Below are 15,953 nucleotides of genomic sequence, written 5' to 3'. Positions count from 1 at the left end.
TTTGGTTTAGGCTAGCGAACTTCTTTTTTTGATACCCCTCACTTTCTCTGCCTTATTGCTCACGTTTCGGGTGGGTTAACGCACAGTTAGTCCACAATGACCGCAATACACTCCACCTCAACAGAAGCACCTAAGGCCAAACCTTCGGCTCCAAAGGCTGACCGGGCCGGTTTTTTACCGGGAAAGTACTCCACATAAACCTTGTTGAAGTCGCTCCAACGATTAATATCATCTATAAATACTGTGAACTTAATGGCATGTTCCAGTGAGCTGCCATGTGCTTCCAGCACTTTTTTAATATTCTCCATGGTTTGTCGTGCTTCTGCCTCCAGCCCGCCTTCAACCAATTCCATTTTGCCCGGTTTCATACCAATAACTCCTGAAAGGTAAAGCATGTTATCTACCCGAACGGCATCGCTAAAGGGCAAGCCCAAAGCCGCCATTTCTTCCGACTGATAGTGTTCAATAATTGGGCTGCGACTGGCAGTGTTACAAGACATAAAGAAAATTAATACAAACGATAGGCTGAAGAGTGGTTTCATAGGTTTCTTGAGATCATTTAAAATCATAATTTAGGAATTGATCAATAAAACTTCCCATGTCTGACTATATCATTACCATTGATGCCGGTACAACCAGCGAAAGGGCCATACTTTTCAATAAAAGGGGGCAAATTGTGAGCACCTCACAGCGTGAATTTCAACAGTTTTACCCAAAGCCCGGTTGGGTAGAACATAGCCCATTGGAGATATGGGAGACACAGAAGTTTACCATCAATGATGTACTGGAAAAACAAGGAGTATCGGCTCAGGATATTGCGGCAATTGGTATTACCAATCAGCGCGAAACCACCCTGGTGTGGGACCGGAAAACAGGCAAATCCATTTATAAAGCCATAGTATGGCAAGACAGACGTACCGCAGGGTACTGCGAAGAGCTAAAGGCTGCAGGACATGCCGAGATCATTCAGCAAAAAACGGGCTTGCTGATTGACGCCTATTTTTCTGCATCTAAAATTCGCTGGATTCTCGATCAGGTGGAGGGTGCCCGGGAGCGAGCAGAAAACGGAGAGTTAGCCTTTGGTACGGTAGACTCCTGGTTGCTGTGGAAGTTGACCAACGGAAAGGTGCATGCTACCGATGTGAGTAACGCCAGCCGCACCATGTTGTTTGACATACATAATTTGACATGGGACGATGAACTACTCGACTTATTTGATATTCCTAAGGCCATGTTGCCGGAAGTGAAGCAGAGCAGCGGCCTCTATGGGCATACCGCCAAAGAACACTTTGGAGCAGAAATACCCATTGCCGGTATTGCAGGTGACCAACAGTCTGCCCTTTTCGGGCAAATGTGTACTGAGCCGGGCATGGTAAAAAACACTTATGGTACAGGCTGTTTCTTAGTAATGAACACCGGAAAAAAAGCCATAACCTCTAAACATAAACTACTTACCACCATAGCCTGGCAGGTAAATGGAGAGGTAAGTTATGCTTTGGAAGGCAGTATTTTTATTGGAGGTGCCATTGTGCAGTGGCTCCGCGATAACGTGCATTTTGTGGAGTCTTCGGCTGAGATAGAATCTCTGGCGCGCAGTGTAGAAGACAACGGTGGAGTATATTTTGTACCCGGTTTTGTGGGGCTGGGTGCTCCCCATTGGGACCAATATTCTACGGGACTAATGATTGGGTTAACCAGGGGTACTCAAAAAGGGCATATAGCCAGAGCCGCTCTGGAAGCTCTGGCTCTTCAAAGTATGGAGGTGATCACTACAATGGCGCTAGATTCGGGGATTGACTTAAAGGAATTGCGGGTAGACGGAGGGGCATCGGCCAATGATTTATTAATGCAGATCCAGAGCGATGTGACCGGGCTGGATATTGTTAGGCCGGAGATTGTAGAGACCACCGCTCAGGGAGTGGCATTTTTGGCCGGATTGGCCGTTGGCTTTTGGGAGAATATGGATGAGATCAGAGCCATCTGGAAAGCCGATAAGCACTTTAGCCCTTCAGGAAAAGACGTAGAAAAATTAAAACACAACTGGGCACGGGCAGTTGAAAGAGCAAAAGCGTGGGTGGAAGAGTGATAGTTGAAATGCCTCGATTTATGGTCAATAGCGGTATTCTTACCACCAGGCCGAATTTGATTAGCGAGGAATTTAATTCTTGACATTAGGTGTTAGATCGCTGGAATATAAAGTAGGGCAATTATGAAACGGGAGAAAATGGTAAAGCGGCTCAAGAAACAAAAGGAGCCCTGGGATATAGTAGTAATTGGCGGTGGAGCTACCGGCTTGGGTGTGGCGGTAGATGCAGCTTCTCGTGGGTATAAAACCCTACTACTGGAACAGCACGACTTCGCCAAGGGTACATCGAGCCGAAGTACAAAGTTGGTGCATGGAGGGGTTCGGTATTTGCAACAAGGTGATATTTCGTTGGTGCTTGAAGCCCTGAAAGAACGAGGACTCATGATCAAAAACGCTCCCCATCTAGTCAAAAATCAGGCGTTTGTTATTCCCAACTATGAGTGGTGGGACGGCCCCTTCTATCAGGTAGGTTTGAAGGTTTACGACCTGATGTCCGGCAAATTAGGCATTGGTTCTTCAAAAAAGCTTTCTAAAGAAGAAACTATAAAATACATACCCACTATTGGGCAGCATGGCCTCAAGGGAGGTGTGGTCTATTACGATGGTCAGTTCGATGATGCCCGAATGGCTCTTTCCCTGGCCAAAACAGCCCGTCAGTTCAATGGTGTAGTACTCAATTACTTTCCCGTGATAGACCTTATTAAAAATGAAGAAGGGATAATTTGTGGTGTAAAAGCCAAAGATCAGGAAACGGGTAAAATTCACGCCATAAAGGCCCGGGCAGTTATTAATGCTACAGGTGTTTTTGCCGATAAGGTGAAAAAAATGGATGAGCCTGAAGTGAAAGACATGATTCAGCCCAGCCAGGGTATTCATTTGGTGGTGAGTAAGGAATTTTTGCCCGATAAGTATGCTATTATGGTGCCACAAACCAAAGATGGGCGGGTAATGTTTGCCGTGCCCTGGCACGATAAGGTGGTATTGGGAACTACCGATACCATGCGCGAAAAGCCTGAGTTGGAGCCCAAGGCTCTGGATAGTGAAATAGACTTTATTTTGGAAACCGCAGGGCAGTATTTGTTAAAACAGCCTACCCGTGCCGATGTGTTGAGCGTGTTTTCCGGCCTGCGCCCACTCGCCAAACCCGAAGGGGAGGGCAAGTCGACCAAAGAGATTTCGAGGCATCACAAAGTCATGATTTCGCAGTCGGGGCTTATTACGATTATTGGGGGCAAGTGGACCACCTACAGAAAAATGGCCGAAGACACTGTAGACAATGCCATACTTATTGGAGCCCTGCCCGAGCGTAAATGTATAACCTATAACCTGCCTGTCTATGGTTACGATAAGAACCTGGATATTACCTCAGACCCTCTGGCTGTTTATGGCATAGAAAAATATTCGCTTTTAGAGATGGAGGAAGAAGACCCGACCCTGGCCGAAGTACTCAGTGAAGACTTGCCCCTGAGAAAATCGCAGGTGGTGTGGGCAGTGCGCAACGAAATGGCCAGAACACTGGAAGATATGCTGGCAAGACGAGTGAGAGGACTTTTTCTAAATGCCAGAGAGAGCTTAAGAGTGGCTCCTCAGGTAGCTGCTATTATGGCTGCCGAACTGGGGAAAGACGATGAATGGATTGATGATCAGTTGGAAGAGTTTTCGGAGGTTGCCCGCAACTATATGATCATGAGCTAATGGTTCATTACATAGCAGTGCTTCAATGAATCTCTACCAAGTTGCGCATATCAGTAGTGCCCAGTCGTTTCACGACAATTTCTCCATCTTTAAATTCTAAGAGAACGATGGCCGAAATTTTATCCGATTGACCCTTCCACTTCAGGTTTTCATTCACATTAGCTTCCAGATTCATTTTTTTAAGCTTCATGTTGGTGTCGTTTCTAACACTCATTAGGCACGACCCACCCTTGCGATCTACGAGAATCTGCAAGCCCAGAAAACCTTCTGCTTTTTTAAGCATTTTATAGTCCCAACCGGAGGTAATCACCGATTTGAGTTTTTCATTGTCTATTTCAGCAATTATTCTGGTTTCCTCATACTTAAACTCGTCCAGGTAGCAGTTTTCAAACCGCTCAGGATATACGTACTGACCATAAAGGCCGGGAAGGCATAAAAATGTAAATAGCATGCCGTAAAAAGCTGATCGTCTCATAAAATAAAGTTCGGAAGTTTCCGGCTTATGGCAAAACCACTTTCCAAATACCAAAAATTACAATCGGTTTTGTCCCCGAAGACGGGCACGCTTCGCTCATCAGATGAAGATTTGTCCTGATGTCAGAAAAAAAATTATAACCCAATAAAATTTTTACAAAGGGGATTTTGGAGGTTGATGCCTATTGAAAAACTGTATTTGTGTAATCTGAATGACGATTTAGTGACTAGTTATGAAGAATTTTATTTGGTGTGGTAAATCGTTTGCAAAGAAAAATTTTGAAAAAAAGTGAAAATCCCTTGAACCATTTACTGGTTATGTGCGTCTATCAGGAAGTTGGAAACTTTGGGTAATCTTAAAGTTTCCCTAGTATCAAACCATGGAAGTAAGAGATAAGATTGTAGAAAAGGCCGGAGAACTCATGTTAATGTACGGTATTCGTACGGTAACAATGGATGATATCTCCAGAGATCTCGGCATTTCGAAAAAGACCATTTACCAATATTTTAAGGATAAGAAAGACCTGGTAAATACCATAACAGCCCTGCATCTGGATATTGAGAAGTCTCGGTTCGAATCTACCGAATTAAGAAGCGAGAACAGTGTGCATGAACTTATACTTATTTCTCAATGCCTGCGCGAGTCTATCAAAGACATGCGTATGAACGTGCTCAACGACCTGCAGAAGTTTTATCCGGAAGCCTGGAAAATGTTTGAAAACTTTAAACGCAATACCATGCTTTGTTCCATTACCCGGGTAATTATAAAAGGTCAGGAAGAGGGGTATTTCAGGAAAGAGATAGACCCACACCTAATTTCTATAATGCGCATGGAGCAGGTGCACACATTTATTATTAACCAGAATCTTTATCCAAAAGAGAAATACACCCTTGCAGAGGTGCAAATGCAGTTGTTCGATCATTTCGTGCACGGCCTGTTCACCCCTGCAGGTTATCAACTTTTTAACCAGTACACAACAGCAAAACTCAAATCAAATGAAACGCTCAGTTAAGAGAGTAAGCGCCTTACTACTGATGCTTCTTACGGCAGTTTCCGTAAGCGCTCAGGAATCATTTTCTCTTGAAGAGGCCATTCAATATGCGCTGCAAAACAATGAGAATTTGAAAATTGCGATGGTAAATACCAGCGATGCGGAGGCCCAGGTGGGTGAAACACGTGCCGATGGTCTGCCACAAATCAATGCCAATTTTGGCTATACGAACAATACGCAAATTCCGGTAAACATTGTACCGGCCAATGTGTTCGATCCCAATGCTCCTGAAGGTGCCACTGCAGCCATTCGCTTTGGTGTTCAACACCAGGGGCAGTTTGGAGTAAATGCCTCTCAGATGATCTGGGATGGCTCCTTTTTTATCGGCCTCAAAGCTGCTAAAACCCTTCGCGAGAAGGTTGTGGTAGACGAACTCAAGGTTCGGGAAGATGTAATTGAGCAGGTTACAAAAGCCTATTATCTGGTGCTGGTCAATCAGGTGCGAACCAACCTGATTGAAGCCAACATTGCCACGCTCGATTCTACCCTGAGAGAAACCAGAGCTTTGTATGAAAATGGGTTTGCTGAGAAAATTGATGTGAGCAGAATTCAGGTACAGCTCAATAACCTGAAGGCCGAACGCAGCGGAGTAGACCAGGCCATAGTGGCAAGCAAAAATCTACTCAAGTTTGCCATGGGAATGCCGGTAGAAACTCCAATTGCACTATCGGAAGAGCTCGATAATTTTGATTTTGAGTATTCGGCTTCTGAGGTAGATGCTTTCTCGGTAGGCGATCGCCTGGAACTACAGCAAGTAGAGTTTCTGAAGCGTTTGGCAGAGCTAGACATTAAGAATACCTATTCTCAATACATTCCTAAAGTGAGTTTTACAGCCGCCTGGGGAAGAAATACCGGAAACGATCAGTTTGGCAACCTTTGGAACGAAAACCGACAATGGTTTACCAACTCCAATATTGGACTCAATATTAGTATTCCGGTGTTTGATGGACTCAGAAAGAGGTATACGGTGGAGCGCAAGAAGTATCAGCTAGAAACGCTCAACTATCAGCAGTCGCTGCTATCCAATAGTCTTAGACAGCAACTTATAAACTCAAAAATGGCTCTTGATGTAAACCTCGAAAGGCTGGCGGTTCAGGAAGATAATCTGGAACTAGCCCAGGAGGTAGTGGAAGTTACACGTGCAAAATATACTGCAGGTGTTGGTTCTAACCTTGAGCTCATAGATGCAGAACAATCTTACAAAGTGGCCGAGGTCAACTACCTCACCGCCTTATATGACGCCATTGTGGCAAAAATTGATTTAGACAAAGCCCTGGGCAAACTCAACTAACAACAACCAAGAAAAAATTAAGCAATGAAATCGTTAAGAATCTCTACACTTTTTATCATGGCCGCTGTATTAGTAGCGAGCTGTGGGCAGGGTGAAGGCACACTTGAAGATAAAAAAGAACGCCTCAATGCTGCCAAAGAAGAAATTAAGGCCTTACAAAATGAAGTAGCTACACTGGAAAAGGAGATAGCTGCTCAAGACCCTGAGTTTGGTAAGGTAAAAGAAAACGCTACCCTTATTACTACTGTGGTAGCCAACAAAGAAGACTTCAGTCATAAAATTGAAGTTAGAGGCAATGTGCAGTCAAGAACCAATGTGTTCATTAGTGCCGAAACCATGGGACAGCTTACCGCTGTAAATGTGGTTGAAGGACAGTATGTAAACAAAGGCCAGGTTTTGGCAACCATCGATTCTGAAACTCTTGAGAAGAACATTGAGGAAGTAAAGAATCAGTTGGAGTTTGCGACCACCGTTTTCGAAAAAAGAGACCGCTTGTGGAAGCAAAATATTGGTACCGAAATAGACTATTTGCAGGCCAAGAACAACAAAGAGTCGTTGGAGAAGTCTTTGGCTACTTTACAAACTCAGTTGGAAAAGACCAAAATTAAAGCACCGTTTTCAGGCACTATAGAGCAAGTTCCGGCCAGTGCAGGTCAGGTGGTGCAACCGGGCACTCCCATTGCTTTTTTGGTAAGCAACCAGAATATGTACATTACGGCTGAAGTATCTGAGGCCTACATTGGAAAGTTTAAGAGAGGAGATAAGGTCAAAGTAAGCCTTCCGGCTTTAGGAGCAGAGTTCGAAAGCACTATAAGCACAGTAGGTAGTGTAATCAACCAGGCCAGCAGAACTTTTACCGTAGAAGTAAAACTGCCTAACGTGGCCGAATACCTAAAAACTAACCTCGTAGCCATTGTTCAACTCACAGACTATCAAGTAGACGAAGCTGTGGTTATTCCTTCCAGAATTATACAAGAAGACTTTGAAGGCAACTTTGTATACAAAGTCAATGGAAAGAAGGCCGAGAAAATTCATGTGACCTTAGGCAAAACCTATGATGGTAAGTCAGAAGTTTTGGCCGGACTAAATGGTGGAGAGACCATCGTAGACAAAGGCAACAGAAGTATTGCCGATGGCACCATTGTTAGTGTTCAAAACTAATCACACTTAAGAAATCACCATTATGGCAGATGATAAACAAAAAATTGTAGATAAGGAGTTTGGGCTCACCTCCCTCTCTCTGCGCAATAAGATCACCGTTTATGTGCTGACCTTACTAATTACTGTAGCAGGTATATATTCCTACATTACCCTACCCAAAGAGAATTTTCCGGAGGTAGAACAGCCAACAGTTTATGTAAGTACCGTACACCCCGGTAACTCTCCCGAAGATATGGAGAGCCTCATTACCCGTGAGTTGGAGAAGGAGATCAACACCATAGAAGGGGTTGATAACATTCAATCTACTTCTGTTCAAGACTACTCAGCTATTGTTATTGAGTTTCAGGTTGGAATAGATGTAGATGAGGCGGTAATTGATGTGAAAGACGCGGTAGACCGTGCCAAATCCGAATTGCCAAGCGATCTGAAAAGCGACCCGGAAGTAATTAAGTTTAGCTTTTCAGAGAACTTCCCCATACTTAATATTAACCTTACCGATCCCAGCAAAACTCTCGATGAGCTGAATGATATTGCTGAGTATCTGGAAGATGAAATCGAGAAATTTCCTGAAGTATCGAAAGTCAATATTGTTGGGGTAGATGAGAAGGAAGTTGAAATAAAAGTAGACCCGTTTAAACTAGAAGCCAGAAAAGTAACTTTTCAAGACATTGAGAATGCTATTTCGGCTGAGAACGTAACCCTTTCGGGAGGAAACGTGATTCAGGATGGCTTAAGAAGAAACGTACGGGTGGTGGGAGAGTTTGATGACCCCAGCCAGCTTGAAGAAGTTATCATTAGCAATGAAGATGGTAACATAGTCTATCTGAAAGATGTAGCCACCGTAGAGTTCGGTTACAAAGACAAGCAGAACTATGCCCGTTTGGATCTGAACCCGGTAGTGAAAATAGACGTGATGAAGCGAAGTGGCGAAAACCTATTGGTGGCCACCGACAAAATCATGAACCTGATTCAGGAGAGCCGCGACAAAGGAGCCATACCTGAAAGTGTAAAAGTGACCATTACCAACGATCAGTCCAAAGACACTCGTGAGCAGGTAAGCTCTTTAGGGAACAACATTATTTTTGGAGTAATTCTGGTAGTTACGGTACTGCTGTTCTTCTTGGGTACCAGAAACTCTCTGTTTGTGGGTATGGCCATTCCGTTGTCTATGTTCATGGCGTTAATGATTCTTGGGCTTTCGGGCATCACCATTAACACTATGACTCTTTTTGCCCTCATTATGGCTTTGGGTATGCTCGTAGACAACGGTATTGTGGTGGTTGAAAACGTATACCGTCTGATGGAGGAGGGATTGAGCCCAATGGCTGCGACCAGACGTGGAGTTGGAGAAGTGGCCTTGCCTATTATTTCTTCAACAGCTACTACTCTTGCGGCCTTTGTGCCACTGGCTTTCTGGCCGGGCATAATCGGAGAGTTTATGCTCTACTTGCCGCTAACACTCATGATCACCCTGGGGTCTTCACTATTCGTGGCCCTGGTTATTAACCCTGTGTTCATTGCTTCATTTATGCGGGTGGATGGAACCAGAGTGATCGACAACAAAAAAGTGATTATAAGATCGACCATTGCTATTGTAGTGGGAGCAGTGTTTGCCCTTGGTTTGGAGCTCATAATGTTTGGCAACCTGCTCATGCTCATAGGAGTAATTACACTTCTCAATGTCTATGTGTTGGGGCCATTGTCCAGAAAGTTTCAGGCTACTGTGTTGCCGGCTTTGGAGAATCGCTATGAGAAAATATTGAAATCGGCCGTAAGACATCCGTTCCTCTACCTGGGTGGAGCCTTTGGTTTGCTGTTTCTCTCACTGGGCATTTTTGCCACCAACACGCCCAATGTTATTTTCTTCCCTGAGAACGAGCCGCGCTATGTCAATGTGTTTGTGGAGTTTCCGGTTGGTACTGACATTGAGAAAACCAACACATTTGCCCAAAACATAGAAGAGCAGGTGCTAGAAATTATTAAGCCCTACGAGTCTATTGTAGAGTCAGTTACCACCAACGTGTCGCAAGGAGCGGCCGACCCCAACGACCCAACGGCCGTAGGTCAGTCTGAAGAGCCTCACAAGGCACGGATTACGGTGAACTTTATTGAAAGTAAGCTGCGTGGCGACCTGAATACGAAAGATGTAATGGAGGCCATTCGCGAGCAGGTAAAACTGGAGCCTGGAGTAACCCTAACTGTAGATAAGGATGCTGCCGGTCCTCCAACGGGAAAGCCCATTAACCTGGAGATAATTGGTGAAGATTTGGAAACCCTGATTAGTCTTGGCGAGCGCGTTAAACAGCGTATCGATGAGTCCGGAATTGAGGGGATTGAGCAACTTAAGAGTTCTCTTGAGTTGGGTAAGCCCGAGTTGGTTATTGAAATAGACAGAGACAATGCTCGCAGATTTGGACTCAGTACCTATTCTGTAGCCAATGAAATCCGTACGGCTCTTTTTGGTAAAGAGGTATCGAAATACAAAGAGGGAGAAGATAGCTACGAGATTAATGTTCGGTTGAATCAGGATTACAGATACGATATAGATGCTCTGCTTAACAAGAACATTACGTTTAGAGACCAGAGCAGTGGTCGTTTGGTGCAGGTGCCTATTTCTGCCGTAGCCGATGTGCGCTACAGCTCAACCTATGGTTCTATTAAGCGAAAAGATCTCGATAGGGTAGTAACGCTTAGTTCCAACGTGTTGGGAGGTTATAACCCCACAGAAATTAACAACCAATTGAAAGAACTCATGGCCGATTTTCCAATGCCCAATGGCTATAGCTATGCCTTTACAGGAGAGCAGGAAGAACAGGCCGAAAACATGGCTTTCCTTTCCAAGGCATTGTTGATTGCCGTGTTTATGATTTTCCTAATCATTGTTTCGCAGTTCAATAAAATTACGGCTCCGTTTATAATCATGATTTCCGTATTGCTAAGTACGGTGGGGGTATTCCTCGGCCTGGTAGCTTTCAATATGGACTTTGTGGTAATTATGACCATGGTGGGTATTATTGCCTTGGCAGGGGTTGTAGTGAACAATGCCATTGTATTGATCGACTTTATTGAGTTGACCAGAAAAAGAAAGAGACGTGAGTTGGGGCTTGATGAAGAAGATGGAAGGCTGCCTATGGAAGAGGTTGTTGACTCCATAATTATTGCCGGTAAAACAAGGCTGCGTCCGGTATTGCTCACGGCCATTACCACCATCTTAGGTCTGGTTCCGTTGGCTATAGGTTTAAACATTGATTTTATTGGCGCATTTGCAAACTACAATGCCGACTTCTACATAGGAGGAGATAACGTAGTTTTCTGGGGCCCAATGTCCTGGACGATTATATTCGGTCTTACGTTTGCTACTTTCTTTACCCTCATTATAGTGCCAACTGCCTACCTCATTGCCGATAAGGTAATGTACAGGATTGCTAAATGGAGGGGAGATGTTTCCGTTTTAGATATGAGTGATCATTCGGGCGATAAAAAAGAAGTTTTGGCCTGATGTTTGTTCTTAAAGATAACGTGGTGATTAGATTCCCAAGTTAGGGAGTCATTCATAGTTAAGGTTGATTTGGTGGCTCCCCCGAGAGGTCGGGGGAGTCTTTTTTTATTCCCTATTTTAATGTTTCATTTGATAGAATTTATCTGAACTATACCGCTTCTTTGGCAGTTAGACAAAACGAATGCGATCAAACCCTTTAGCTTTTCTACTTTTAGTTGTTTTTCTGGCCTGGCTGGATTTTTATGCCTATCAGGCTACCAAGACCCTTATTGACTCCTGGAAGCCCGCTGCCAAACGTGTGGTACGCTACATCTACCTGGCTCAGGCCATTGTTATGCTGGGGCTGGTGGTGTGTCTTTGGCTCATTCAAACAGGTACCGTAAGCTTTATGTTCATGCTTTCGATTGTCTTTATGAGCTACATGGCCAAGCTGCTGGCCGTACTCTTTGTTTTCTTCGATGACATAAGAAGGGTACTCCGCTGGTTTTTTGAAGGCCGCAAGAAGCGATATGAAAAACGTGTGGCTAGCGGACAAAAAATGCCCCGATCAAAATTTCTTGCTCGTTCGGCCGTGGTGGTGGCCACCCTGCCCGTAGTTACCATGAGTTTTGGCATAGTAAAAGGAGCTTACGACTACCGGGTGAGAAGAAGGAGGGTGTACCTGCCCAATTTACCCAAAGCTTTCGAAGGGATAAAGATTGGCCAGCTTTCTGATATTCATAGCGGAAGTTTCTTTGATAAAACAGCCGTAGAGGGTGGCATTGATTTACTGCTTAAGGAAAAACCCGATGCCATATTTTTTACCGGAGATCTGGTGAACAATGAAACTCGTGAGGTTGCTCAGTATGTAGACTTATTTTCCCGACTAAAAGCCGATTTGGGAGTGTTTTCTACCCTGGGTAATCATGACTATGGTGACTATAAGGCCTGGTCTTCGCCAATGGCTAAAGCCCGAAATTTGCAGGAGATGATTAAGGTACATGAGCGCATGGGGTGGAGGTTGTTAATGAACGAACACGAGGTGTTGAGGATGGGAACTGACCAGCTAGCTGTGATTGGCGTTGAGAACTGGGGAGCCGGCCGATTTGCCAAGTATGGTAACCTTGAAGAAGCTGCCCGCCACGCTGAAGGCGATGTAAAATTACTTCTTTCGCATGACCCGAGCCATTGGGACGCTCAGGTGAGAACTCAGCAACCCGATATTGACCTGATGTTTGCCGGCCATACACATGGCATGCAACTAGGGGTAGAAATAGGGGATTTTCGATGGAGCCCTTCGAAATACATATATAAACAATGGGCCGATTTATACCAGGAGGGTAACCAATATTTGTATGTGAATCGGGGGTTTGGATTTCTGGGATTTCCCGGCCGAATTGGTATTTACCCTGAGATCACCATTCTTGAGCTTACTTCGCGTCCGTTGGTGTAGCGGTGAAATCTTCGCGAAGCTTTTTGCCGATTTTTGAATGCACTTGCATTTCCTCTCTTTAATCATGCCCAACGTTTAAGTATCTAACTTCAGTCGTTTGGGTGACTCTTAACCATAGGGAAACTGAATGTCTGTGTCTATGCTCTTTAAATGAGTTATTTGTGAGGATACAAAATGGTAGCATAGCGTAGAAGCATTGGCCAGGCGATTTAAGTAAGTAAGCCTTAAACTTTGTAAACTCAATGGCTCGTATAGGCTCGGGGAGCTTTTAAAGGCTCTTTTCTGTCCGCCATAATTTGGTGATTCTGAGTTCTTGCTAGCGACCGTTACCCACCGTGTTATTTACCATAGATTTCGTAAAGGGTGTTCCAGATTAGCCCGTTTGAATCATGTTGCTCCCAAAGGTCGCTGATTAGAAAATTTTGTTCGTAGTTCGCCTCATATGGACCAAATTGGTAGTCAGTTAAAAAAAAGACTTTGCTTACGGGTGAGTTCCTTAGTGCAATATTCAGGAGTTGATCAATTTGATCTCTGAATTCAGGCAAGAACTGAAATCGCACCTGCTGGTTTGCTCCAAGAAGTTGGTCTTCAACATGGGGTATGACAATATTCTTTGGTTCATAGTCCCAGTTGATCAGTTCACCTGCAAAGAATCCTCCTTTGGAGCCTTCAACAAATTCAGGATTACCCAAGTGTAGAATTGTTCCTTCGTTTTTCAGCAGAAAGTCGTAGAAGAGTCCACGATCACTTTCAAGTTTATGTTCTTCATGAATTGCGAGTTTGAAATTTAACTGATTGATGTTTAGTTGTTTAGAATTGATCGATACAATCTCAATAGTTGGCACAAAATTATCTTTAAACTCTTGTTGTGGACAATGACTAGTAATTGGCTAGTAGGGCATGGCTCAAGTTACTTCTACTCTTGTTGAATTCTCCTTTTTTAGTTTCATCAATAACCACAGTCCTATAACAACTCTTATTGCCGGTTGCAAGTAGCTGTAAACCTGTTGATATAGCCAATCAACTACTTCGTTAATTTGTGTAAGCCCCAGGTAAAACCGAGCGAAAGAACCAAGGCTTAGAACTCCAATAAAAATCAGAGAGACGGAAATCAATTTCCCCAAACCACTTTCACTATTGAAAGCAAATCCAAATAACAAGGAACCCAACCCAAAACTGTAAATCACCAAGAAATACTTACTATCGGAGAGGGCACTGCTTCCTATAATCAATGTCCTATACATTTCCTTATCAACTGAAGAAGTTGCTTCAAGATAACCCGGTCTCCAAAATTGATTGAGAGCATCAATTAATAGTGCCTGTTGCGACATTTCAGTATAAGCCCAAACAGATAAGCCCAGAGTTCCTAAAATGACCAAAAACTGATGTTTTTTATATAACAAATAGGCCACTCCCAGAAAGGCAATAAAATTCACTTGCGGATGCACAAAAAGTACCCACAATTTTGACAAATAGAGTGTGTTTGAATGGAGCATAGCCCCCGCCTCAAGACCTTGAGAATTGACGCTGGGGACAAATATTAGAAATGCAGTTGTCAATGCTCCAAGAAAGGAACAGATTGCTGTAAACGTAATGAATTTGGTAGTGCTTCGTTCCATGGTTGTTTGGTTTTAGTAATGCTCTGATTGGTGTATCTGGTAGGGGATACACCATACACCTTGTTCGTGGTAGTTATTTCTTCGATGCAGATAATTTGATTCCGTTTCCATAGTCGGCTTCATCGATCATCTCGAAGGTAGCGTTATCTCCATCGAAACGAATGGTCATTTGGTATTTGTGTGCATTTGAGAACTCGTTGTAATCTATGACAATGGTATTACTATCAATCCATTGTGCTTTTGCAGCCATAGGTGTTTTAAAACGAGTTGCATCAGAAATTTTATAAGTCCCTTTCAGTCCAATAGGGACTTTTCGGTCTCCAACCTCATTCGACTTTGTTATGTTCAATCCTAAAAGCACATAGGCTGTATCAGGATCTTTTGCACATAACCTAAAATGACTAAACCCAATGTTGTTATTGTCGAATACATAGGTTCTGGCACATAGCTCACTTGCCAAAGGCGATATATAGACCGTATCGTCTTCTAAAGTAGGTTTTTTAGCCCTTGCCAATTCTTCTTTAAGGAGTTGATATCCCTGCTCATTTGCTGTTATTTGGGCGTCAGACTTTAATGCATTCACGATATATGATCCTAGTTGGCCAGGTTCGAATCCTGTTCCATACATTACAATGACAATTTGTTTTTCAGGTAAAATAATTAAGCGTTGACCACCCCTTCCCTGCGCTTCAATAAGACCTCCTAAATCTTCTCGCAACCACCATAAATAGCCATAAGACTCTTCATTACTTAGTGCCACTTTTGGAGTGATTGATTCTTCGATCCATTTCGCGCTGACAATTTGTTTTCCGTTGTAAGATCCCTTATTCAAAACAAGTTGCCCAATTTTTGCCAGATCAACCGCAGTTAAATATATATCTCCCGATGCATTGGTAAAACCACTTAAATCGGTTCCAAACTTGTAATTCTCAATTTCCAGCGGGCTGAATAAGTACTCTTTTGCCAGCTGCTCCATTGTCATTCCCGAAGTTTCTTCGATGATCATCGAAAGTAACTGAACACCTGCCGAGCAATAGACAAATTTTTCTCCGGGTGGATTAGTTAGAGTTGATGCAAAAATGTCTTTAAGAGGGAAATCACTTGATTTAATGATGTCGCGCATATTTTCACCCTGTGAAAAATTGGAGCAAATACCGGATGTCATTGTTAAAAGATGCGCTATTGTTATTTCCTTTTTGTGTTCTGAATCAAAAAGAGATGGGTTGTTCGGAAAGAAATCAGCTACTGTTTGTTCGACACTTGTTATAAAGCCTTTGTCAATAGCAATTCCTACAAGTATGGAGGTAATACTTTTGGTAATGGAAGCTACATCATGCAAATATTCCGCTTTTTGAGGGTAGAAATGTGCATCTAAAACCGGGGCATTATTTCTTTGAATATACACACTATTAACATTGAGATTTTCATCTCTAATGGTTTTCACTAGCTGGCTCAGTATTTCGGAATCAAACCCATAATTCTCAGGGTACTCATTCCGGATGGCTGTTTTATTTTTTTGTGATTGAGAATTTGAGCAGGAAGCCAATAGGATTAAAGCAAAGATTAAGTATTTATTCATTTTGTAAGTCTTTATTTACTTAAGTCGCAAGCAGTATATTTCTGAACCTTGCCTCCATTTGTGTC

General features: G+C 43.4%; 12 protein-coding genes. 7 read left to right on the top strand and 5 right to left on the bottom strand.

The genetic code is table 11. The annotated features are described in order from the left end of the window. Positions 1-86 precede the first annotated feature (86 nt). Complete coding sequence (locus tag B3O12_RS18405) at positions 87-542, bottom strand: RidA family protein (RefSeq protein WP_189630493.1); 456 nt, start codon at positions 540-542, stop codon at positions 87-89. A 56-nt stretch (positions 543-598) separates the two neighbouring features. Between B3O12_RS18405 and glpK the strand changes: the two genes are divergently transcribed. Both glpK and B3O12_RS18395 read left to right on the top strand, forming a co-directional pair. Then, a complete protein-coding gene (glpK, locus tag B3O12_RS18400; protein ID WP_286757352.1) occupies positions 599-2,086 on the top strand; it encodes a glycerol kinase GlpK in 1,488 nt (495 codons plus the stop codon). Positions 2,087-2,209: 123 nt separating this feature from the next. Next, on the top strand, positions 2,210-3,781 hold the full coding sequence (locus tag B3O12_RS18395) for a glycerol-3-phosphate dehydrogenase/oxidase (protein WP_286757351.1): 1,572 nt from the start codon (positions 2,210-2,212) through the stop codon (positions 3,779-3,781). 22 nt (positions 3,782-3,803) lie between these two features. Here the strand turns inward: B3O12_RS18395 and B3O12_RS18390 are convergent, their stop codons facing one another. After that, a complete protein-coding gene (locus B3O12_RS18390; RefSeq protein ID WP_189630496.1) occupies positions 3,804-4,256 on the bottom strand; it encodes a hypothetical protein in 453 nt (150 codons plus the stop codon). A gap of 379 nt (positions 4,257-4,635) precedes the next feature. Between B3O12_RS18390 and B3O12_RS18385 the strand changes: the two genes are divergently transcribed. From B3O12_RS18385 to B3O12_RS18365, 5 genes are all read left to right on the top strand, one after another. Next, on the top strand, positions 4,636-5,268 hold the full coding sequence (locus B3O12_RS18385; protein WP_189630497.1) for a TetR/AcrR family transcriptional regulator: 633 nt from the start codon (positions 4,636-4,638) through the stop codon (positions 5,266-5,268). After that, positions 5,252-6,598, top strand: a complete 1,347-nt coding sequence (locus tag B3O12_RS18380; protein ID WP_286757350.1) for a TolC family protein — start codon at positions 5,252-5,254, stop codon at positions 6,596-6,598. Before B3O12_RS18385 ends, B3O12_RS18380 begins: the two co-directional genes overlap by 17 nt. A 24-nt stretch (positions 6,599-6,622) precedes the next feature. Further along, a complete protein-coding gene (locus tag B3O12_RS18375; RefSeq protein ID WP_189630499.1) occupies positions 6,623-7,759 on the top strand; it encodes an efflux RND transporter periplasmic adaptor subunit in 1,137 nt (378 codons plus the stop codon). A gap of 22 nt (positions 7,760-7,781) precedes the next feature. Then, the gene (locus B3O12_RS18370; protein ID WP_189630500.1) at positions 7,782-11,258 is read left to right on the top strand and encodes an efflux RND transporter permease subunit; all 3,477 of its coding nucleotides are present in this window, start codon (positions 7,782-7,784) and stop codon (positions 11,256-11,258) included. 181 nt (positions 11,259-11,439) lie between these two features. Next, positions 11,440-12,690, top strand: coding sequence for a metallophosphoesterase (locus B3O12_RS18365; RefSeq protein ID WP_286757348.1), 1,251 nt, complete (start codon positions 11,440-11,442; stop codon positions 12,688-12,690). Positions 12,691-13,028: 338 nt separating this feature from the next. On the opposite strand, the gene B3O12_RS18360 is transcribed toward B3O12_RS18365, so the two are convergent. The 3 genes from B3O12_RS18360 to B3O12_RS18350 all read right to left on the bottom strand — a co-directional run bounded on the left by B3O12_RS18360 (position 13,029) and on the right by B3O12_RS18350 (position 15,888). Continuing rightward, a complete protein-coding gene (locus B3O12_RS18360; protein ID WP_286757347.1) occupies positions 13,029-13,535 on the bottom strand; it encodes a hypothetical protein in 507 nt (168 codons plus the stop codon). A 60-nt stretch (positions 13,536-13,595) separates the two neighbouring features. Then, positions 13,596-14,309: a hypothetical protein gene (locus B3O12_RS18355; protein ID WP_286757346.1), complete on the bottom strand. Its 714-nt coding sequence runs from the start codon at positions 14,307-14,309 to the stop codon at positions 13,596-13,598. 73 nt (positions 14,310-14,382) lie between these two features. Beyond that, positions 14,383-15,888 carry a serine hydrolase domain-containing protein gene (locus tag B3O12_RS18350; protein WP_286757345.1) on the bottom strand — a complete coding sequence of 502 codons (1,506 nt, stop codon included), beginning with the start codon at positions 15,886-15,888 and terminating at the stop codon, positions 14,383-14,385. Positions 15,889-15,953 lie beyond the last annotated feature (65 nt).

This window comes from Roseivirga sp. UBA838 (genome assembly GCF_002296035.1).
GTDB classification, from domain to species: Bacteria; Bacteroidota; Bacteroidia; order Cytophagales; family Cyclobacteriaceae; genus Roseivirga; species Roseivirga thermotolerans.
The sequence above is the reverse complement of the archived record's forward strand: the minus strand, read 5'-3'. Positions and strand labels throughout refer to the sequence as shown.